The organism is Pararhizobium sp. O133, from assembly GCF_051669845.1.
GTDB lineage: Bacteria > Pseudomonadota > Alphaproteobacteria > Rhizobiales > Rhizobiaceae > Pararhizobium.
This window is the reverse complement of sequence record NZ_CP196426.1, coordinates 166,227-185,832: the sequence shown is the minus strand read 5'-3', so window position 1 is coordinate 185,832 and position 19,606 is coordinate 166,227. Positions and strand designations below refer to the sequence as shown.

At 62.2% G+C, this 19,606-nt stretch carries 23 protein-coding genes; 12 read left to right on the top strand and 11 right to left on the bottom strand.

The genetic code is table 11. The features are described 5' to 3' along the window. Position 1 precedes the first annotated feature (1 nt). Positions 2 to 961, top strand: coding sequence for a 2-hydroxyacid dehydrogenase (locus tag ACST81_RS00960; protein ID WP_438750937.1), 960 nt, complete (start codon positions 2 to 4; stop codon positions 959 to 961). Here ACST81_RS00960 and ACST81_RS00955 read toward each other — a convergent pair whose 3' ends face one another. From ACST81_RS00955 to xseA, 4 genes are all read right to left on the bottom strand, one after another. Continuing rightward, positions 962 to 1,816 carry a C40 family peptidase gene (locus ACST81_RS00955; RefSeq protein WP_438750936.1) on the bottom strand — a complete coding sequence of 285 codons (855 nt, stop codon included), beginning with the start codon at positions 1,814 to 1,816 and terminating at the stop codon, positions 962 to 964. It lies immediately after the preceding gene. Positions 1,817 to 1,822: 6 nt separating this feature from the next. Further along, complete coding sequence (locus ACST81_RS00950; protein WP_438750935.1) at positions 1,823 to 2,173, bottom strand: MarR family transcriptional regulator; 351 nt, start codon at positions 2,171 to 2,173, stop codon at positions 1,823 to 1,825. A gap of 73 nt (positions 2,174 to 2,246) precedes the next feature. Next, positions 2,247 to 2,837, bottom strand: coding sequence for an NAD(P)H-dependent oxidoreductase (locus ACST81_RS00945; RefSeq protein ID WP_438750934.1), 591 nt, complete (start codon positions 2,835 to 2,837; stop codon positions 2,247 to 2,249). 1 nt (position 2,838) lies between these two features. Continuing rightward, on the bottom strand, positions 2,839 to 4,431 hold the full coding sequence (gene xseA / locus ACST81_RS00940) for an exodeoxyribonuclease VII large subunit (protein ID WP_438750933.1): 1,593 nt from the start codon (positions 4,429 to 4,431) through the stop codon (positions 2,839 to 2,841). Positions 4,432 to 4,573: 142 nt separating this feature from the next. On the opposite strand from xseA, the gene ACST81_RS00935 reads away from it, so the two are divergent. From ACST81_RS00935 to ACST81_RS00925, 3 genes are all read left to right on the top strand, one after another. Beyond that, positions 4,574 to 4,837, top strand: a complete 264-nt coding sequence (locus ACST81_RS00935) for a spike base protein, RCAP_Rcc01079 family (RefSeq protein ID WP_438750931.1) — start codon at positions 4,574 to 4,576, stop codon at positions 4,835 to 4,837. After that, positions 4,837 to 5,904: a hypothetical protein gene (locus ACST81_RS00930; protein ID WP_438750930.1), complete on the top strand. Its 1,068-nt coding sequence runs from the start codon at positions 4,837 to 4,839 to the stop codon at positions 5,902 to 5,904. Before ACST81_RS00935 ends, ACST81_RS00930 begins: the two co-directional genes overlap by 1 nt. Positions 5,905 to 6,072: 168 nt before the next feature. Next, positions 6,073 to 6,288: a hypothetical protein gene (locus tag ACST81_RS00925; RefSeq protein WP_438750929.1), complete on the top strand. Its 216-nt coding sequence runs from the start codon at positions 6,073 to 6,075 to the stop codon at positions 6,286 to 6,288. A gap of 69 nt (positions 6,289 to 6,357) precedes the next feature. Here the strand turns inward: ACST81_RS00925 and ACST81_RS00920 are convergent, their stop codons facing one another. Next, on the bottom strand, positions 6,358 to 7,344 hold the full coding sequence (locus ACST81_RS00920) for a Gfo/Idh/MocA family protein (protein WP_438750928.1): 987 nt from the start codon (positions 7,342 to 7,344) through the stop codon (positions 6,358 to 6,360). A gap of 174 nt (positions 7,345 to 7,518) precedes the next feature. Here ACST81_RS00920 and ACST81_RS00915 point away from each other — a divergent pair, with 174 nt between their 5' ends. Then, on the top strand, positions 7,519 to 8,469 hold the full coding sequence (locus ACST81_RS00915; protein ID WP_438750927.1) for an aldo/keto reductase: 951 nt from the start codon (positions 7,519 to 7,521) through the stop codon (positions 8,467 to 8,469). A gap of 18 nt (positions 8,470 to 8,487) precedes the next feature. Further along, positions 8,488 to 8,931, top strand: coding sequence for a GNAT family N-acetyltransferase (locus ACST81_RS00910; protein ID WP_438750926.1), 444 nt, complete (start codon positions 8,488 to 8,490; stop codon positions 8,929 to 8,931). Here ACST81_RS00910 and ACST81_RS00905 read toward each other — a convergent pair. Next, positions 8,928 to 9,545 carry a hypothetical protein gene (locus ACST81_RS00905; RefSeq protein ID WP_438750925.1) on the bottom strand — a complete coding sequence of 206 codons (618 nt, stop codon included), beginning with the start codon at positions 9,543 to 9,545 and terminating at the stop codon, positions 8,928 to 8,930. The two genes, ACST81_RS00910 and ACST81_RS00905, sit on opposite strands and share 4 nt — an antisense overlap. A gap of 139 nt (positions 9,546 to 9,684) precedes the next feature. Between ACST81_RS00905 and ACST81_RS00900 the strand changes: the two genes are divergently transcribed. Beyond that, the gene (locus ACST81_RS00900) at positions 9,685 to 10,044 is read left to right on the top strand and encodes a nuclear transport factor 2 family protein (RefSeq protein WP_438750924.1); all 360 of its coding nucleotides are present in this window, start codon (positions 9,685 to 9,687) and stop codon (positions 10,042 to 10,044) included. Between the two features lie 224 nt (positions 10,045 to 10,268). Then, a complete protein-coding gene (locus ACST81_RS00895; RefSeq protein WP_438750923.1) occupies positions 10,269 to 10,934 on the top strand; it encodes an OmpA family protein in 666 nt (221 codons plus the stop codon). A gap of 202 nt (positions 10,935 to 11,136) precedes the next feature. Here ACST81_RS00895 and ACST81_RS00890 read toward each other — a convergent pair whose 3' ends face one another. Beyond that, positions 11,137 to 12,186, bottom strand: a complete 1,050-nt coding sequence (locus tag ACST81_RS00890) for a lysine-2,3-aminomutase-like protein (protein WP_438750922.1) — start codon at positions 12,184 to 12,186, stop codon at positions 11,137 to 11,139. Next, entirely contained in the window at positions 12,183 to 13,253 is a 1,071-nt protein-coding gene (gene epmA / locus ACST81_RS00885; RefSeq protein WP_438750921.1) for an EF-P lysine aminoacylase EpmA, read from the bottom strand. Before epmA ends, ACST81_RS00890 begins: the two co-directional genes overlap by 4 nt. A gap of 194 nt (positions 13,254 to 13,447) precedes the next feature. On the opposite strand from epmA, the gene efp reads away from it, so the two are divergent. Continuing rightward, the gene (efp, locus tag ACST81_RS00880; protein WP_438750920.1) at positions 13,448 to 14,017 is read left to right on the top strand and encodes an elongation factor P; all 570 of its coding nucleotides are present in this window, start codon (positions 13,448 to 13,450) and stop codon (positions 14,015 to 14,017) included. A 92-nt stretch (positions 14,018 to 14,109) separates the two neighbouring features. Here efp and ACST81_RS00875 read toward each other — a convergent pair whose 3' ends face one another. Beyond that, the gene (locus ACST81_RS00875; RefSeq protein WP_438750919.1) at positions 14,110 to 14,439 is read right to left on the bottom strand and encodes a hypothetical protein; all 330 of its coding nucleotides are present in this window, start codon (positions 14,437 to 14,439) and stop codon (positions 14,110 to 14,112) included. Between the two features lie 19 nt (positions 14,440 to 14,458). Continuing rightward, entirely contained in the window at positions 14,459 to 14,710 is a 252-nt protein-coding gene (locus ACST81_RS00870; RefSeq protein ID WP_438750918.1) for a GlsB/YeaQ/YmgE family stress response membrane protein, read from the bottom strand. A gap of 202 nt (positions 14,711 to 14,912) precedes the next feature. Between ACST81_RS00870 and ACST81_RS00865 the strand changes: the two genes are divergently transcribed. Together ACST81_RS00865 and ACST81_RS00860 are read left to right on the top strand one after the other, a co-directional pair. Next, positions 14,913 to 15,800 (top strand): EamA family transporter, encoded by an 888-nt coding sequence (locus ACST81_RS00865; protein ID WP_438750917.1) that lies wholly within the window; start codon positions 14,913 to 14,915, stop codon positions 15,798 to 15,800. Between the two features lie 85 nt (positions 15,801 to 15,885). Beyond that, the gene (locus ACST81_RS00860) at positions 15,886 to 17,127 is read left to right on the top strand and encodes a class I SAM-dependent methyltransferase (protein WP_438750916.1); all 1,242 of its coding nucleotides are present in this window, start codon (positions 15,886 to 15,888) and stop codon (positions 17,125 to 17,127) included. On the opposite strand, the gene ACST81_RS00855 is transcribed toward ACST81_RS00860, so the two are convergent. Further along, positions 17,117 to 17,959, bottom strand: coding sequence for a lipo-like protein (locus ACST81_RS00855; RefSeq protein ID WP_438750915.1), 843 nt, complete (start codon positions 17,957 to 17,959; stop codon positions 17,117 to 17,119). The genes ACST81_RS00860 and ACST81_RS00855 overlap by 11 nt on opposite strands. Before the next feature lie 113 nt (positions 17,960 to 18,072). Here ACST81_RS00855 and mbfA point away from each other — a divergent pair, with 113 nt between their 5' ends. Next, complete coding sequence (gene mbfA, locus ACST81_RS00850) at positions 18,073 to 19,056, top strand: iron exporter MbfA (RefSeq protein WP_438750914.1); 984 nt, start codon at positions 18,073 to 18,075, stop codon at positions 19,054 to 19,056. The last annotated feature ends 550 nt before the right edge of the window (positions 19,057 to 19,606 follow it).

The window sequence follows — 19,606 nt, the reverse complement described above, 5'->3', positions numbered from 1 at the left end:
CATGCCCACCAAGAGCCCCGTCATCGTCGACCTGAAATTCATCCCGAAAGAAGTAGAGGACGGGCTGAAGGGGGCGTTCTCCGGCCGCGAAGTCATCAATCTCGCCGATCCCATTCACGAGGGCCGCGATCTCAGCGGCATCGATTATGCCGTCGTCTGGAAGTCCGATCCGGACCTGTTTTCGCGCGCCACCGACCTGAAGGTCGTGTTTTCCGGCGGCGCCGGTGTCGATCATGTGCTGAAGCTTCCGGGGTTGCCCAATGTGCCGCTGGTCCGTTTCGTCGATCGCAGTCTGACGACGCGGATGAGCGAATGGGTGGTGATGAACTGCCTCCTGCACCTGCGCCAGCACCATGCCTATGAGGCGCGTGCGAAAGCACATGTCTGGGAAGACCTCAGCCAGCCGGAAGCCGCCGAGATCACCGTCGGCGTCATGGGTCTCGGCGTGCTCGGCCAGGATGCGATCGCCAAGTTGCGCGTCATGGGCTTCAAGACGATCGGCTGGTCGCGCTCGAAGAAGGTGACCGACGGCGTCGAAACTTTCGATGAAGCTCAACTTGATGCCTTCCTCGGCAAGACCGATTTTCTGGTCGGCCTGCTACCGCTGACGCCGGAAACGAAGGGCATCTTCAATGCCTCTCTGTTTTCGAGGCTCAGCCGCAAAGGCGTGATCGGCGCGCCGGTCTTCATCAATGGCGGACGTGGCGGCAGCCAGGTCGAGGCCGATGTGCTGACGGCGCTTAGGTCCGGCACCCTCGGCGGCGCCTCGCTCGATGTGTTCGAGCAGGAGCCGCTCGCCAAGGACAGCCCGTTCTGGGGTATGGAAAACGTCTATGTGACGCCGCACGTGGCGGCATCCTCGGACGTCAAGGCCCTGTTCGTCGCTGTCGAACGCCAGATCGAACGCTTCGAAAACGGCCTGCCGCTTGAGCATACGGTCGATCGCACAGCCGGCTACTGATCAGGGCCGGCGATAGCCCGTCGGTCTGTTGTAGAGCCAGCCGATCCGTTGGATCGATTCTTCCAGCCCCTCGTGCGACACGGTCATCGTATGACCGTTGGCGTGCAACAGGGTCCTGTCGTCTTCCATGATCGCTACATGACCCTTCCAGAAGACGAGGTCGCCCCGGCGCAGCTCCTCGCGCGCGATCTCGGTGCCGAGCTGTTTCGCCTGCATGTCGGTATCACGCGGCGCGGTCCGACCGGTCATCATCATCGACAGTTGCACCAGGCCAGAGCAATCGATCCCGAACCCGGAGCGTCCGCCCCAGAGGTAGGGTGTTTCGAGAAACCGCGCGGCAATATCCACATAATCGCCGGAAAGCGGCTTTCCGACTTCGGCACAATGACCGGCAATGACGGCCTGTCCGCCCTCCAGCAGGAAATAGCGCGTTCCCCGTGTTTCGCGTTCGTCGATGACGGCGATACGGTTGCCCATCGATAGGGCCTGGACGGTCGGAAATTTCAGGTCGGGTCCGGTATAAATGAAGGTGCGCGGCGCGGTGACGATATGGGTCAGGCTGCGCAGCACCGGCGATACCGCATAGTCGGGGATATAACCTACATAGCCATCGAAATCCGCCTTCACCCAGGCCCAACCGCCGCTAGTGTCGAGCACGCGCACGGTCTCGCCCAAAAGAAGCTCGGTATCGGTGCCGCATTCGAGTTCGGGGCGCGCGCGCATCTGCACGACGGGCACGCAGATCACGCCCGCGGAGCCTGAGACATAATGCGGCGCTTCAACGAAGCCGCGCAGGCGCTCTTCGGCGAGATCGGGACGATAGGCATTCAGCCGGCGGTCGGGAAGATCAGACATCGGTTCTCAGATAGATAGTTTGCGCCCCTGATCAATGATCAGATCGCCAAGTTTTTCAAGATAAAGCGCACCCTCGACGGTGCGTTTGATGATCACGTTGCGCCGATCACGCTCGTCGCGCGTCCTGTTGACGAGGCCGATATCGCCCATCGTGTCCAGTGCGCGGGTGATGACGGGCTTTGTCACTCCGAGGATGGCGGCCAGTCCGCGCACGGTGTGCGGCGGAGGCACGAGGTAGATATGCAGCAGAATGGAAATCTGACGAAGCGTCAGGTCGCGGTTGTCGATCCGCACCTGTTCGAGCGAGACGCTGTGCCAGAGGCTCAAGGCTTGCGACGCTGATAGTTCGACCGGCATCGGAGGCCCTCGGTTCAATCCAAGCGCATTTTAGCGCCGAGATTGTTACGGAACCGTTTCTTTCGGTGCAGCCTCAAATCCTGGAGACAGCCTTTTTCACGCGCTCCAGATGTGCCGTGCGCCGGGTCGGTGTCGCACGGTCCATGTCGTGCAGGGACAGCATACGGAATTTGACGTCCTTGGCGCAGAAGGCGGCGATGCCGCGTTTGAGGAGGCGCTGGACTGGATTACCCATGTAAAGCCTGACGATCCACCAGGGCGAACCCGTTGTGGTCAGCGCCCAGAGGAGCTTGATATTCGTCAGGCGCGGGATGATGCGTCCGCCGGCCTTGTCGTGATCGAAGGCGACGCCGGGCGCGAAGACCCGGTCGAAGAAACCTTTGAGGATCGCCGGGAAATTGAACCACCATTGCGGAAAGACGAGGATCAGTCCGTCGGCGGCCCTGAGCCGCGCAACGATATCCTCGACGGCACTCGTGTCATAGGGCGTGTCGAAATAGCCGCGCCGCTCGGCTTCGCTCAGGCGAGGATCGAAATCCTCGTGGTAGAGGTCGAGCAGATCGACGGCATGGCCGTTCGCTTCCAGCGCGGCCTTGGCCGTGTCGGCGACGGCTGCCGCGAAACTGTCGGAAAGGGGATGGGCGAGAACGAGGAGGATGCGCATCCTAGAACAGACTGCCCTGTCGGGGCGGAGTTGCCGGAGCGGGTTTCTCGGGCCGTTTCTTCGCGGGCTGAGGAAGTGGGGAAGCCCCGCCCTCGGTCGTTACCGCATTGATCGACCCATCGGCGAATTCGAGCGCGATTGTCTGGTTTAGCGACAGGGCGGCGGCGGATTTGACCGGCAGGCCGGCATCGTCGCGAACCAGTGCATAGCCGCGCTTCAGCACATTGCGATAAGACAGCGATTGAAGAATACGATCCTGCGCTGCGACCGTACTGCGTCGACGCCTGAGATCGGCTATCAGCGCGCTATCGGCCCGGCCCGCAAGGCCGCTCAGCCGGTCCTGCGAACGGTGAATCTGGCTCAGCAATCGCGCCGGCAGCGTGCGCAGGGCGGCGTCGGCGGAAGAGACGCGAGATCCAGAGCGCTGGATCAACCGCTCGACGATGCGCTCGGCGCGGATCATGCGCTCGGAAAGCTTCTGCCGCCGCTCGTTGATGCGGTTCGATAGTACGTCCGGTCGAAGATGTGCCGCCGCGCGCTCGAATAGGCGGCGCTTGTTGGCGGTGTTCATCTGCAGTCCGCGTCCCAATCCGCCGGCCGCTTCGTCGAAACGGCGGCGTGGCAGTGCGAGAAGCTGGTCGAGCGAGGGCAAGGCGCGTGTGAGGGCGCGCACGCTCTGGCGCCGGTTGTCCATCTGCCGTCCCACCGCGGATTTCAACCGGGCGGAAAGGGTGGCAATGCTGGCTTCGAGATCGGCCTTCACCGGCACGGCCATTTCGGCGGCGCCGGTCGGGGTGGGTGCACGCTGGTCGCTGGCATGGTCGATCAGCGTCCAGTCGGTTTCATGGCCAACGGCGGAGATCAGCGGGATTTGTGAATTCGCGGCGGCCCGCACCACGGCCTCGTCGTTGAAGCTCCAGAGATCCTCCAGACTGCCGCCGCCGCGCGCAACGATCAGCACGTCCGGCCGGGCGATCGGCCCGCCGGCGGGAAACGCGTTGAAACCTTCGATGGCCGCCGCGACCTCGTTGCCTGATCCCTCGCCCTGCACCCGTACGGGCCAGACGATGACATGGACGGGGAAGCGATCGGAAATCCGGTGCAAAATATCGCGGATGACGGCGCCGGTCGGCGAGGTGACGACGCCAATCACGCGCGGCATGTAGGGCAGGGGGCGCTTGCGTGCCTGATCGAACAAGCCCTCGGCCGCCAGCTTGCGCTTGCGCTCCTCCATTAGCGCCATCAGCGCCCCGGCGCCGGCCGGTTCCAGCGTCTCGATGACGATCTGGTATTTGGAGGACCCGGGGAAAGTCGTCACCTTGCCGGTGGCGATGACCTCCATGCCTTCCTCAGGGCGAAACTTCAGCCTGCCCATCGTCCCCTTCCAGATGACCGCGTCGATCCGCGCCTTGTCGTCCTTGAGGGAAAAATAGGCATGGCCCGAGGAATGCGGGCCGCGATAACCGGAAATTTCACCGCGCACGCGCACCTGGTCGAAAGCCTGCTCGACCGTCCGCTTGATGGAGCCGGACAGTTCCGAGACCGAATATTCGGCGAGATTGGAAGGCGAATCGGATTCGAAGAACGAGCTCATGAGGTCATTTTGCAGCGCCGCGCCGCGAATGGCCAGACGTCGTATCGGCCCTCAACAGGCCTTTCATCATCCCCGTTCGTCCCCGCCACGCCAAACCGTGCGCATCATGTCGGCAACGTCAACCAACGCACAGGACAAGCCGATGCCCGACCGTTTCGCCAGCAACATTCCCTCCCTGACCAGCCCTGCCACGCATGGTTTTTCCGTCACGCCCAACGACACGCTCGATCTCTCCGAGGTAACACGGGCAATCTATGTCGGCGCGGGCGGGACGCTCGCCGTACGGCTGCTGTCCGGCCAGACGGTGACCTTCGCCGGCGTTTCGGCCGGCAGCATCCTGCCACTGCGCGCAGATCGGGTTCTGGCCACCGGCACCACCGCCGGCAGCATCGTGGGGCTCGTCTGATGGGATCGTTCGGCTTCAATTCCGGCATCGGTCTCGCGGCGTCCGCGAATGCGTGGTTCTCCGGCTCTGTCTTCACTATTGTGGATGCTACCGACAGCGTGTCGAAAGCGCCGGCCTTCATCGCGGATTTTCGCCGGGATCGGTATGCCCTGACCCCCGTCGCGCTGGGCAATATCGCGGCCGCAACGGTCGATGCCCTGATCGTGCCGCAGTCGGTGGCTTTCACCGACCTGTTTTCCTTCACGCGGGCTTCCGTGGCAGAATATCTCGACGCGGCGGGCATGGCGCAGCAGGCGGCAGTCGATACGCCGCGCTTCGACTATCGAAACGGCCAGCGGCAGCTTCTGCTGGAAGGCGCGGCGACGAACCTGTTTCTCAATTCCTTCGCTCCGGCAACCCAGACCGTCGCGGTCACCAATGGCAGCCAGTACACTGTCTCCTGCCGTGGCAGTGGTTCGCTGGCTTTGTCGGGTGCCGCGACGGGAACGGTGACGCAGGCCTCGGCATTGACCTTCACCGCATCGACGACCAGCCTGACGCTGACCGCCTCCGGCACGCTCAGCCGCGCGCAGGTGGAAACCGGCGCGGTCGCCAGTTCCTTCGTGCAGACAGCCGGGGCGGCGGCGACGCGAAGCGCCGACAGCTGCCGGCTTTCCGCCATCGGCGAGGCACTGGTCCAGCGCAGTGCCGCGACACTCGTCGTGAAGACGCAGGGGCTTTCAGGATCTCTTGGCCGTCTGGTCGGTGCCGGTTCCGGTGATGAGCTGATCCGGCTCAACACGGCGCAGACGAGCATTCTGAGCGGCAACACGCTGGTCCTGGCGGCGGTCACGACACCCTTACCGGCCTGCGGTACCGGTCTGGGATGGAGCGGCACGGGACGAAGCGGCAGTTATAACGGCGCGGCTGTCAATTCCGATGCGATTGTTCCGACCGTAACGGGGCAGGTCTATCTCGGGCGCAATCAGGCAGGCTTTGCCGCATCCGGCCGTTACGACAGCCTGGTGATCTGGCCGTTTCGTGCCACGAACGCATCGATCCAGGCGAGGGCGATCGTCTACACCTGACGGGCGGAGAACCAAGTTGATCTCATCTCACGCGAATGTGAGATCGATGCATGCAACTTTTCGCGGGTTGTCTCCATTTTAAATTTCCAGAGGATTAAACGAAATTTAGCGAGCCTGGTGCAATATTTCGGTATTAGGTTGATCACTGAAAGGGGTCGGATGATTATCTTGACCGCATTTGCAATCGGGCTTCTGTCGAGCGCCGCACGGTCGGTGGCGTGTTATGTCTTGGCGGGCTGCCTGATCATCGCAGCCTTTGCGCTGGCGGCGCTGGTCGGCTCGGTGTCGTTGACCGCACTTGGTCTGGCTTTGCTTGGTTATAATGCCGGCATCGCGGCGACCATGGTCGCGGCCCTCGCGACAACAGCGCGCCGATCCATGTAATCCGCTGGAGTTTTCCGCAGATTGCAACCCGCCGAGGTTAACCGGCGGGTTCCTTTGGCTTGAACCGGTTCAGACCGGTTCCCAGCCGTCCTTCTCGCTGGCGCGGTAGATCGCATCGATCAGTTTCTGGTTGTTCACCGAGCTTTCCAGCGTCACGACTTCTTCCGCCTCGCCCTTTGCCGCGCGTGAAAACGCCTCTGCCTCCAGCTTGTACTGGCGCGCGTCCTGGAAGCGGAAGAGTTGCGATTGTGAATGGTTCTGGTTGGTCAGTTCCAGTTCCTCCGCGCCATATCGATCGGCGTTGAACGGAGACTTGACCTCGATGAAGCCCTGTTCGCCGTGGAAGACCATAACCTGTCGGGCGGCAAGCTGGGTGGAGATATAGAAGCTCAGTTCGAAATCGCCGAAATCCGCGCGGACGCTCGAATAGATGTCGGTGCCGAATTCCGGGTCGCGATCAGTATTGGCCTGGACGCGGATCGGCTCCTTGCCGGTGACGAAACGGGTCGAGATCGTCGGATAGACGCCGATATCGGGCAGGCCGCCGCCGCCGAGTTCCGGCATGTTGCGCATATTGCCGGCGTCGCGGTTGTAATAGGTGAAGGCGCCCTGCACATGGCGCAGCTTGCCGATCGCGCCTTCCTGCAGCAGCGAGCGGACTTTCCGCCAGACAGGGCTGTAGGTGACCATATAGGCTTCCGACACCAGCACCTTGTTGCGATCGCGCGCCTCGATCAACGCTCCGATTTCCGACGCCTTCAACGCAATCGGTTTTTCGCAGAGCACATGCTTGCCGGCATTGGCGGCCTTGATGGTCCATTCCACATGCTGCGAGGTCGGCAGCGGAATATAGACGGCGTCGATGACGTCGGAGGCCAGCATGTCCTCGTAGGAGCCGAAGGCATGCGGTACCGAGAAACGGTCGGCCATGGCGCGGGCCTTGTCGAGATCGCGGCTGGCAATCGCCGTCACGACGCAGTTTTCCGCGTCCTGAATGGCGGGAACGACAAGTTCGCGGCCGATCTTGGCCGTCGACAGAATACCGAAACGCAACATGATGTGTCCTCCCGTTTTGCTGGCCGCACACTAGCGATGAGGTACGTGCCCATCAAGCCGCGGCTCGCGAATAAAGTTTCCGCGACCATGTAAAAACGCTGTACGGCGCCTATGTCGATGGGGCAGACTTTACCCTCCCTTTGCAGCAATCTCCCACCATCTTGGAGCGACCCCATGGAAAAGCGAACCCTCGGCCGCACCGGCCTGTCCATCGCGCCACTGGTTTTCGGCGGCAATGTCTTCGGCTGGACCGCGGATGAGAAGACCTCTTTCCAGTTGCTCGACGGTTTCGTCGGCGCGGGTTTCAATGCCATCGATACCGCGGATGTCTATTCTTCCTGGGCGCCGGACAATTCGGGCGGCGAATCCGAGACCATCGTCGGCAAATGGCTGAAACAGTCGGGCCGTGCCCGCGACGAGGTGGTCATCATCACCAAGGTCGGCTCGGACATGGGCGAGGGGCGCAAAGGCCTGTCGGAGCGCTGGATCCTGCAGGCGGTAGAGGATTCGCTGCGGCGGCTTGAGACCGATCACATCGATCTCTACCTGTCGCACTGGCCGGATGCGGACACGCCGTATGACGAGACGCTCGGTGCCTATGACAAGCTGCTGAGCCAGGGCAAGGTCCGCCATGTCGGCGCCTCCAACCTCAATGCATCGCAACTGCGCGCGGCACTGGATGTGTCGGCCGCCAACGGCCTGTCGCGCTACGACGTGCTGCAACCGGAATATAATCTCTACGACCGCGCCTCCTTCGACGGTGCGCTGCGCAATCTCTGCATCGCCGAGGAGATCGGCGTCATTACCTACTACAGCCTCGCCTCCGGCTTCCTGTCGGGCAAGTACCGGTCGCACAAGGATCTTGAGGGCTCGGTGCGTGGCGGTGGCGTCGGCAAGTATCTCGATGGGCGCGGCATGCGCATCCTCGGCGCGCTGGACGAGGTGGCGGCGGCGACCGGCAATACGCAGGCCGAGATCGCACTCGCTTGGGTCATGGCGCGCAAGGGCGTGACGGCGCCGATCGCCAGCGCCACCAGCCTCACCCAGCTTGAAAGCCTGGTGAAATCCGCCACTGTCAACCTGTCGGATGAGGCATGCCGGCTGCTCAACGAAGCCAGCGAATGAGTGGCGGGAGGATCGGGAATGACCGTTGAAATTCGTGACGCTCAGCCGGGAGACGAAGCAGACTGGCGGCGCCTCTGGGCCGGTTATGTCGCCTTCTACCGCGTGGCGGTGTCGCTCGAGGTGACATCGACCACCTGGGCGCGGATCATCGATCCAACCACGCCGTTGTTCATGCGCGTCGCGGTGCTCGATGGCGATGTCGTCGGCTTTGCCATCTGCCTGCTGCACGAGGCGACCTGGGTGAAGGAGCCGGTGTGCTACCTGGAAGACCTGTTCCTCGACGAGGCGGCGCGCGGCAGGGGTATCGGCAAGGCGCTGCTGGACGATCTCGTCGAGAAGGCCAGGACAAGCGGCTGGGCGCGGCTCTACTGGCATACCGACGAGGGCAACGAGACCGCCCGCAAGCTGTATGACCAATATACCGAGGCCGACGGTCACGTCCGCTACCGCATGAGCTTTTAAGGTTTCGGATCAGGAAGGCTCTGGTAAAATTCCGCATGGCTGCCGGTCTGGTTGGCCATGCCGGCCTTGGTCAGCACGCCGCCTGGCGCGACATAGCTGCTGATGCGCCGCAGCGGTCGCTCATGCCACTGGATGTTGAACGCCCAGAGTTTCGGAAAGAAGCAGAGCGAGGCATAGGGCAGGTGGTCATGAATCCACCAGGCAAGCGACTGCCAGCCCACAAGGGTCTCGCGCCGGTCCCAGATCCAGGGAACGACGATGCAGGCGGTCGCCCCCATGCAACCGTCGGCGTCGCGCATGTCCCAGATATGGTCGGCGGCGGTTGCCCCATTGGTCGAGCAGTTCAGTTTGTTCCTGTTGCCGAAATCGTTGACCGAGCGCGATCGATAGCCGGAGCGGATATGTAGCCGCCCGAACGTGCGCTGCAGGGGCTCCAGCAGTTCGCCGCAGAGCTTCGTGCCGGCCTCGATCGCAAGCTCCGGATCGTCGGGAATGTTCGGCATGCCGTAGAAGTCGGCGATTTCCGAATGCAGGAAATCGCGCAGGAAGAAACTCTCCGACAGCCGCGCCCGCCCCATATCCTCCAGCGCCCGCATCGATCCCGGCTTCTTCATCAGGCTCCTCCTTTTTCAGGAAGATTAGGTCCCGGCAGCCGTCCACGCCACCCGTTTCGTGAACATTCTTCGGGCGCTCGATCCTTGCTACCTCTCGCTACCATGATAGACTTCCCGGCACAGCAAGAGAGGTTCGCGAATGTCCGACATTCAGTCCATTGGCGCGGTCGTCCATCTCTATGTCGATGGCATGGCGTTCTGCAACGAGGCGGCGCTGCGCAAAGCCTTTCATCCCGATGCCAAGATCATCGGCAATTACGAGGGTGCCGTCGAATGGATGTCGCGCGACGATTTCATCGCTGCCATCCTCGCCGAACCGCCGGCACCGCCCGGAACCCAGCCGCTGATGGACATCGAAATCACCGACATCGAAGGCGACGCCGCCTTCGTGAAGGTCGCCGATGAGTTCGCCGGCATGCGGTTCACCGATTACCTGTCATTGCTCAAGATCGACGGCCGCTGGGTAATCGTCAACAAGCTATACCATTTGCATCGATAAGTGGTGAGGAGGCGCGGGTCTCCTTCGAAATTGTGCGCATTCTGGTATGGAAAATCACGGAAGCCCGTCATCCCGGACCTGTTTGTAGAGCCTTGAAACATACCTGACAGATATTCGGAGACATGCCAGCCTCTGAAAGTGCAGCAAACCGACACGCCCTCTTCATCTTCCTGCCGCAATCGTTAGTATGAAACGGAACAACACCATTGGGGACCTCTGATTCCATGATCAAGAAATTCGCCGTCCTGGCCATTGCCGCGGTTTATTTGTCCGGCTGCACCACCACCGACCCGTATACGGGCCAGCAGAAGATGTCGAACACCGCTGGCGGCGCGCTGATCGGCGCGGGCCTTGGCGCCGCGACCGGCCTTTTGGTTGGCGGCAGTGCGGCCGGCCGGCGTGATGCGGCGCTGGTTGGCGCCGGTATCGGCGCACTCGGCGGCGGCCTGATCGGCAATTACATGGACAGCCAGGAATCCGAACTGCGCGCCCAACTGCAGAGCACCGGCGTCTCGGTCACCCGCGTCGGCGATCGCATCGTCCTTAACATGCCGGAAAACATCACCTTCGGCACCGACCAGGACCAGTTGAATCCGAATGCCTATCCGACGCTCGATTCCGTCGCCATCGTCCTGCGCAAGTTCAACAAGACTCTGATCGACGTAGACGGCCACACCGATTCGACCGGCAGTGCCAGCCACAACCAGGGCCTTTCGGAACGCCGCGCCATCACGGTCGCCAACTATCTCGGTTCGCGCGGCGTCGACCAGCGTCGCATGTCCGCCGTTGGCTATGGCCCGGATCGTCCGATCGCATCGAATGCCAGCCCGGCTGGCCGCGCCCAGAACCGCCGCGTCGAAATCTCGATCGCCCCGATCAAGGAAGGCTGATCGCGGTTTTGAGTATGTAATGGCGCGACCCAGCGGCGCATTCCCTCTTCTCCCCAGCGGGGAGAAGGTGGCCCGAAGGGCCGGATGAGGGGGCCGAAGGCCACCATTTGAGTGTGCCGCTCGCGCCGGCTAACGCCGTCGCCCCCTCATCGCCTCGTATCCGCTCGGCACTTCTCCCCGCTGGGAAGAAGAGGCGGCCCAATCACTTCGACACGTAATCGTGTCCCTCGCCCCTGAAATCGGTCACGGAGAAGCACCCGCCGCCATTATCTTCGATTGTCGAGGCACTGATCACGGCCTTGCCGTGGCCGCCGGGGATGTCAAGGATATAGGTCGGCTGGCAAAGGCCGGAGACGCGGCCACGCAATGCTGCGACGAGCGCCTGGCCTTCTTCGATCGACAGGCGGAAATGGCTCGTGCCGGGCGCCAAATCCGGATGATGCAGGTAATAGGGCTTGATCCGGTTTTCGACAAAGGTCCGCATCAGTGAAGCCAACGTCTCGGCATCGTCGTTGACGCCCTTCAATAGCACCGACTGGCTGACCATCACCACGCCACTGTCCACCAGACGTGCGCAGGCGGCCTTCGCCGACGCTGTCAGTTCACGGGGATGATTGGCGTGCAGGGCGAGATAGGTCGTCTTGCTGCTGGCTTTCAATGCATCGATTAGCGCTGCATCGACCCGCTCCGGCTCGACCACCGGCACGCGGGTGTGGAAGCGAACGATCTTGACGTGATCGATCGACGCCAGCCGTTCCATGATCGCTGCCAGCCGCCGGGGTGAAAGCACCAGCGGGTCGCCACCCGTCAGGATGACTTCCCAGATTTCCGGATGGGCAGCGATATAGGCGAAGGCCGTATCCATCGCCTGCGATGCAAGTGTGCCGAGCCCTTGCGGACCGACCATTTCGCGGCGGAAGCAGAAGCGGCAATAGACCGGGCAGACATGCACGGCTTTCAGCAAAACGCGATCCGGATAACGATGCACGATGCCTTCGACCGGGCTGTGGGCCGCGTCGCCGATCGGGTCCTCGCGCTCTTCCGGCAGGCGCAGAAGTTCGGCGGCGTCGGGCACGAACTGGCGGGCGATGGGGTCGTTCTCATCGTTCCGATCGATCAGCGCGGCGATGGCCGGCGTCACGGCGACGGCATAGTGCTCGGCAACAGCCTCCAGCCCGGGCCGTTGTTCGGCGGAAACCAGTCCTGCCTCTTCCAGGTCGGCAATGGTTTTCAGCGAGCGAAGCGCCGTCATGCACGCCCTCCATCATGAGGGTCCGTCTCGGCGACCGGCGCCCAGATGACGTGGTCGATACGCGGTGCGCCCGTTGCCAGCATCACCAGCCGGTCGAAGCCCAGCGCACTGCCACTCGCCTGCGGCATGATGGCAAGTGCGGCGAGGAAATCCTCGTCGAGCGGATAGGTTTCGCCATAGACGCGGGTCTTCTCGGTCATTTCCATCTGAAAACGGCGGCGCTGCTCGGTGGGATCGGTGAGTTCGCCGAAGGCATTGGCAAGCTCGACACCGCAGGCATAGAGTTCGAACCGCTCGGCAACGCGCGGATCATGTCGTGTGGGGCGCGCCAGTGCTGCCTCGGCAATGGGATATTCATAGAGGATCGTCGCGCGGCCATGGCCGAGATTGGGCTCGACCTTTTCGACGATAACCCGGCTGAACAGATCCGCCCAGGTGTCGTCCTCCGCCACCCGCAACCCGGCGGAACGCAGTGCGTCGGCCAACCGGTCGCGGTCGGTGTCCCCCGTCCTGTCGATCGAGGCCAGAAGATCGATGCCGGCAAAGCGGTCGAAGGCTTCCGCGACCGTGATGCGCTCAGGCTCCGCGAACGGATCAGCCTGCCGGTCGCGATAAGTCAGCTGTTTCGCGCCGCCCGTCTCGGCCGCAAGCGCCAGGATCGCGGCGCAGTCGGCCATTAGTGTCTCGTAATTTTCGCCTGCCCGGTACCATTCGAGCATGGTGAATTCTGGATGGTGCAACGGTCCGCGTTCGCGGTTGCGGTAGACATGGGCGAAACAGGCAATGCGCTCTTCGCCGGCCGCCAGCAGCTTCTTGCAGGCAAATTCCGGCGAGGTGTGCAGATAGAGCGGCGCCGTGCTGCCATCATGATTGATGGCGGACGTGGCGAAGGCGTGTAGATGCGCCTCATTGCCGGGCGAGACCTGCAGGGTCGCCGTATCGACTTCGACGAAGTCGCGCGCGGCGAAAAATCCGCGCAACGCCGCCTGAATCCGGTTGCGGCCGAGAAGAAAGCCGCGCCGATCGGCATGAACATCGGGCGTCCACCAGGGGGATGCGGCTGGCATGGAGAGTGGTTCCATCTTCTCGGTCAGGCTTGATTTTTACGGCAATTGTACGGTTTCTTCCGGCTCGATCCACCGTCACACTGGCAATTTGCCCGGATATAGGATAGGTGCGGCCCGAAAACGCATTCTGGCGTCTTTGACGCGCATTTCCGCGCTCCTCTACGACGCATCAAGCTCAGTTACAAGGAAGACTTATGGTCAAGGTAATCGCCTCCTCCGTCCGCAAGGGCAACGTCCTCGAAGTCGACGGCAAGCTCTATGCCGTTCTGACCGCCGCGAACTTCCACCCCGGCAAGGGCACGCCTGTCACCCAGGTCGACATGCGCCGCATTTCCGACGGCGTCAAGGTGTCGGAGCGTTGGCGCACGACGGAACAGGTCGAGCGCGCTTTCGTTGAGGATCGCGACCATACCTTCCTCTACGAAGATGGCGAAGGCTTCCATTTCATGAACCCGGAAAGCTACGATCAGGTCGCGGTTTCGCCCGACGTCATCGGTGACGATAAGGCTTACCTCCAGGAAGGCATGTCCGTTCAGCTGAAGATGTTCGAGGGCATTTGCCTTGCCATCGAGCTTCCGACCCGCATGACGCTGGAAGTCGCCGAAACCGAGCCGGTCGTCAAGGGCCAGACGGCGTCGTCGTCCTACAAGCCGGCCATCTTGACGAATGGCGTGCGCACCATGGTACCGCCGCATATCGGCGCTGGTACCCGTATCGTCATCCTGACGGAAGACGCGTCCTACGTCGAACGCGCCAAGGATTGATTTCGTCCCTTGGGGATGGTTTCTCCGGATACATGAAAACGGGCGCGACCTCGCATCGCGCCCGTTTCCGTTTCCGCCGCAAACTTTAAAAGCTAGTGTTTCAATTCCGGGTAGGCGTCGGCCACGTCGTCCGCATCCAGACGGCTGTCGTCATATCCTTCCAGCGTCACCGCGACCGTGTCGTCAACACCGACCCCGCCTTCACGACGCACGGCGATCCTTGAACCATTGTTGCGTACCAGCACCGCTTCACCGTTGAAACCCTGCTTCATCAGCCAGTCGCGCGGCGCATGAAGACGAATGCGAACCTGCCGGCTGTCATCCTCCTCGCGCGCTTCAACCAACTCGTAGGACACCGGCTGCGACTGGCCGTTGATCTCCAACTGCCCCTGTCCATTGCCTTCGGCTGCGAATGTCAGCATCGGTTCTCTCCTTCAAGGGCTAACGGCGCACCGCGCGCCCGATGGCGATCAGGATACAGGCTCCGATGAAGCCGATGATCAGGTAGGCGAGCCAGCCGGTGAAGCCCATGCCGGCAAATGCGAGGATGGCATTGAGCACGACCGCGCCGATAATGCCGAGAATGATGTTCATGAACACGCCCATATTGGACTTCATGAACTGTTCCGCCAGCCATCCGGCTAACCCGCCGATGATGATCGCTGCAATCCAGCCAACGCCATTCACGTCCATGTCTTGTCCTCGCTTGAAATTTCACCTTTGTTGGCATGCATAACGAGCGGAAGGGCGGAATGTTCCCGGTGCCTGCTCCGGTCCACGAGCGTTCCAGCATCAAATGACCTTATGCTCACCCCATAAATATGAATTTGAACGGCTGGCCGCTGTTCGCTAGAGCCAAGGAAGCGACGCACATCGCTGCCCGGAGGACGACATCATGGATCAGTCAGCAAACACGACGGTGCCGGCGGCAACGGCGCCTTTGACGACGGGAACAGCTGCGGCGCTGAGCGGCGGCCTGATGTGTCTTCTGTCCATGTCCAGCGTGCAGTTCGGCTCAGCCTTCTCGGCGCCGGCGATCGCCGCCTATGGACCATCCGGCACCACCTGGTTGCGGCTGTTGTGGGCGGCGGCGCTGCTTGCCATCGTCGTGCGACCGCCGATCCTGCGCTATACGCGAGCGCAGTGGCAGACCGCCGGCGTGCTCGGGGCATCAATGGCCGGCATGACGCTGTGTTTTTTCGCGGCCATCGAGCGCATTCCGCTCGGCCTTGCCGTGGCCATCGATTTTCTCGGTCCGCTCACTGTTGCCACCTTCGCCTTCGGCCTCGGCTGGCGGCTCGTCTGGCCGCTGATCGCCGGGGCTGGCGTCCTGTTGCTCGCCCATGACGGCAATGGCTGGATCGGTGATCCCACCGGCATTCTCTTCGCCTTTGGCGCGGCGACCGGCTGGGGCCTCTATATCATCCTTATGAAGAAGGCTGGCAGCGCCTTCGAGGGGCTGCAGGGCCTGTCGATGTCACTGATCGTCGCCGCCATCGTCGCCACGCCCTTCGGGCTTTTCGACGTCCAACGCATGACGATCGAAGGCGTCTTCACCGTTGCCTGGCTGGCGCTGCTTGTGCCGCTCATTCCGTATGCCCTGGAGATGATCGCCCTGCGCCGCATGAGCACGTCCTCCTTCGGCATCCTGATGAGCCTCGAGCCCGCGCTCGGCGCCCTTGCCGGCTTCATTGTGCTCAGCCAGCCGATGACGGCGCTGCAGGTCGCCGGCACCCTGCTCGTGGTCGCGGCGAGTGCCGGAGCGACTGCCACCGGTCGTTGAACTTTCACGAAATTGGGACGCGCATTTTGAAAACCCGGTGATAGAGTGCCGCTTCGCAAGCGTCGCTTTTCAATTCGAGGTGTGCATGTTTCCACTGTCGCATATGATGAAAGCCTTCATCCGCAAGGGCCAACTGACGGTCATTGACGCGGATGGCAAATCGCATGTCTTCTCCGGCGAACCCGGCCCGGAAGTCACCATGCGGCTGACGGACCCTAAACTCTACCGCACGCTCGTCTTCAATTCCGAACTGGCCGCCGGAGAGGCCTATATGGACGGCACGCTGCTGTTCGAGAACGGCTCGACGCTCAAGGATTTCCTGACGCTGTTCTCGATCAACCGTCTGTCGCTCGGCTCCTATCCGATCCAGAAGGTGCTGCGCGCCATCAAGATGCGCTTTCGCAACCGCCAGCAGTCCAACGTCAAGGGCGAGGCGCAGCGCAACGTCGCCCACCACTACGATCTCGGCAACGAATTCTATAAGCTGTTTCTCGATGACAACATGCTCTATTCCTGCGCCTATTTCCGCGATCCGGACGAGACGCTGGAACAGGCGCAGCGCAACAAGCTACGGCTGCTGGCCTCCAAACTCTGCCTGCGCCCGGGCATGAAGGTGCTCGACATCGGCTGCGGCTGGGGCGATCTGGCGCTCTATCTCGCCCAGCTCGAAGATGTCGAGGTTCTCGGCGTCACGCTGTCGAAGGAGCAGCAGGCGCTTGCCACACAGCGCGCCAAGGATGCCGGGCTCGAGGGCCGGGTGCGTTTCGAGTTGCGTGATTATCGCGATGTCACCGAGACCTTCGACCGGATCGTCTCGGTCGGCATGTTCGAACATGTCGGCGTCAGCCATTACGACGAATTCTTCAAGAAGCTGAATGCGCTGATGCCGGACGATGGTGTCGCCGTGCTGCATTCGATCGGCCATATGAGCCCGCCCGGCATGGCGAGCGCCTGGCTGCGCAAGTATATCTTCCCCGGCGCCTATTCGCCGGCGCTGTCCGAGGTTTTCCAGGTAGTGGAGCAAAACCATCTCTGGGTCAGTGACCTCGAGTTCCTGCGCGTCCACTATGCGACGACGCTGGCGCACTGGGTCGAGCGCTTCGAAAAGAACCGCGACAAGGTCGTGGAGATGTATGACGAGCGCTTTGCCCGCATGTGGGAATTCTATCTGATCAGCTGCGAGATGATGTTCCGCACCGGTAGCCAGCTCGTGTTCCACATGCAGCTGTCTCGGACACGCGACGCCGCCCCGATCGTGCGCGACTACATCACGGACCGGCAGAAGGCCTATATCGTCCGGGAGCAGACGCTGAACATCACCCTGTAATCGGCGGCACCGCTCCCCATTCCAGCCGCTTGTAGTCGAAGCCGTATTCCAAGGTCGGCTTGACGACGGCGAAATAGGGCGAGAGGTCGAAGTCGCGCGGCGTATAGAGCGAGTGGTGGCGGATATGCAGGATCTCTGCCCGTGAAAAGGTCGAGGTCGCGGCAGCCCGCCCGGGCGCGCGGGTGATTTCCGGCAGGATGGGGTAGCGGATCTGTTCGAAGGCCTGCGCGATCAGCGTCGAGCAGATCGCCCGCGTTGGATCACCCGAGCCGAAGGCCAGCATGCGGCGGCGAAGGCGCACCGGAACGGGTGGCGTCGGCATGAAGTAGCGCAGCATGTCGAAAATGTTCTTCATGTCGTATTTCAGCCCGAGCCGCGACACCATGAAGGAGACGACCGCGTCGCGATCGTCGGGCGTCAGCCCGATCGGTCGGCAGATGCGGGTGTTGTAGGTGGAATATTTGCTGAGCGGCACCGCGACGCAGCCTTCGCCAAGATTGACCTCGACGAGTTGCGGACGATCGATGACCGAGCGCGCCGCCTGGTCGAGCGTCAGCGGGATTTCATCGCCGGCAAAGAAGGCCGCGTGAGACCAGGTCGATTGCGTCAGATACTTGATCGCCGCCGAAACCTTGTGATTGCCCTCGATCAGCAAGATGTCGCCGGGTCTCAGCGTCCGCGCCAAGGTTTCCGGATCCGACGGCGTATAGGGCTCGTAACCGGACGTCTGCGCGGTGAGACGTTCGGCAAGCCGCCTGCCGATGCGGTCGAGAATCGTATCCTTGCTGGTCAGGAACGGGTTCATGCGGGAAGGGCTTTCGCGGCGGTTCATCGTCCTATGCTTTTAGGAAGTTATCCAGCTTGCTGTCGAGTCGGCCGTTTCGCCTTGACCTTTCCGGCATGCAACCGTATTTTTAGAATTATTCTAAACTAGGTTATCGCATCATGTTTTCCCGCCTTCTCTCCCGCTTCAAGCGGCCGATCTCAGCTTTGTCCGAACAGGAGATTCTGGCGCTTGCAATCTCGTCCGAAGAGGATGACGGGCGCATCTACCTTGCCTATGCGCAGAAGCTGAAGGCCGATTTCCCGGATTCCGCTGAGGTGTTCGAGGACATGGCGCAGGTGGAAAACACCCACAAGACCATGCTGATCGACATGCATCGCCGCCGCTTCGGCGAGCATATCCCACTGATCCGCCGCGAGCATGTCAGCGGTTTTCTGACCCGCAAGCCGGACTGGCTGCGCCAGAACCAGACACTGGACGCCATGCGCCGTGAAGCGGTGATGATGGAGACGCAGGCCTACAATTTCTATGTCGAGGCGGCGAAGAACACATCGGATGCCTCGACCCGCCAGTTGCTGGGCGACTTGGCGCTGGCCGAGCAGGGGCATGAGGATATCGCCCGCATGCTGATCGATCGCCATGTGCCGGCGGATGTTCGCACCACTGAGGATGAAACGGCGCATCGTCAGTTGGTCCTCACCTATGTGCAGCCCGGTCTGGCCGGCCTGATGGACGGGTCCGTCTCGACGCTCGCCCCGATCTTTGCCGCCGCCTTCGCCACGCAGGACACCTGGCAGACCTTCCTCGTTGGTCTTTCGGCCTCTGTCGGCGCCGGCATTTCCATGGGCTTCACCGAGGCCGCCCATGACGACGGCAAGATTTCCGGCCGCGGCTCTCCGATCAAGCGCGGCCTTGCCTGCGGCATCATGACGACCGTTGGCGGGCTCGGGCACGCGCTGCCCTATCTCATCCCGCATTTCTGGACGGCCACCATCACCGCCGGCATCATCGTCTTCTTCGAACTCTGGGCCATTGCCTTCATCCAGAACAAATATATGGAAACCCCCTTCCTGCGCGCCGCCTTCCAGGTGGTGATCGGCGGCAGCCTGGTGCTGGCGGCGGGGGTTCTGATCGGGAATGCCTGAGGCGAGGGTGAAGCGCCCGACGGCTTCAGGTGCCCCTCAGGGGAGGCGTTGGCCGGTCCTTGCCACCAGACGTTGGCGTGGCGCGCCCTCGGCCGTCAGCGGCACGACGGTCCGGTTTGTCAAAGACCACGCCAAGGCGTCCGCGCCGATGATGCGGCACGGTTTGGAAAATCCGGAGGGCGCACGCAAATGCGAAACCTCGGGTAATTTTAGTATATGGCTCCGCATTTGCGTGGCCTTCGGCGTTCTTCGGGGTATCCAGCCCCTTCAAATGCCAACCCCGTCTCGCTGCACCGCCTTGTGGGGCGGCTTGCATGGCTCAACCAAACCGGGCTTGGACACCCGGGGGAGACGTTGTGACGGACCATTGACGATCCGCCCGGTGTGCATCACCCTGCCTTTTGCCGCACGTTACGACAGAAAGCACAGGGCGCCGGCCCCCACCTGCCCGCGACCGTCTCGCGCAACACTCCGGCGGTGGAAACGGGATCAGTATGCACCGTGATTTCGGGGCGGGGATGGACGGGGATGAGGTTTGCTGGGGGGATAT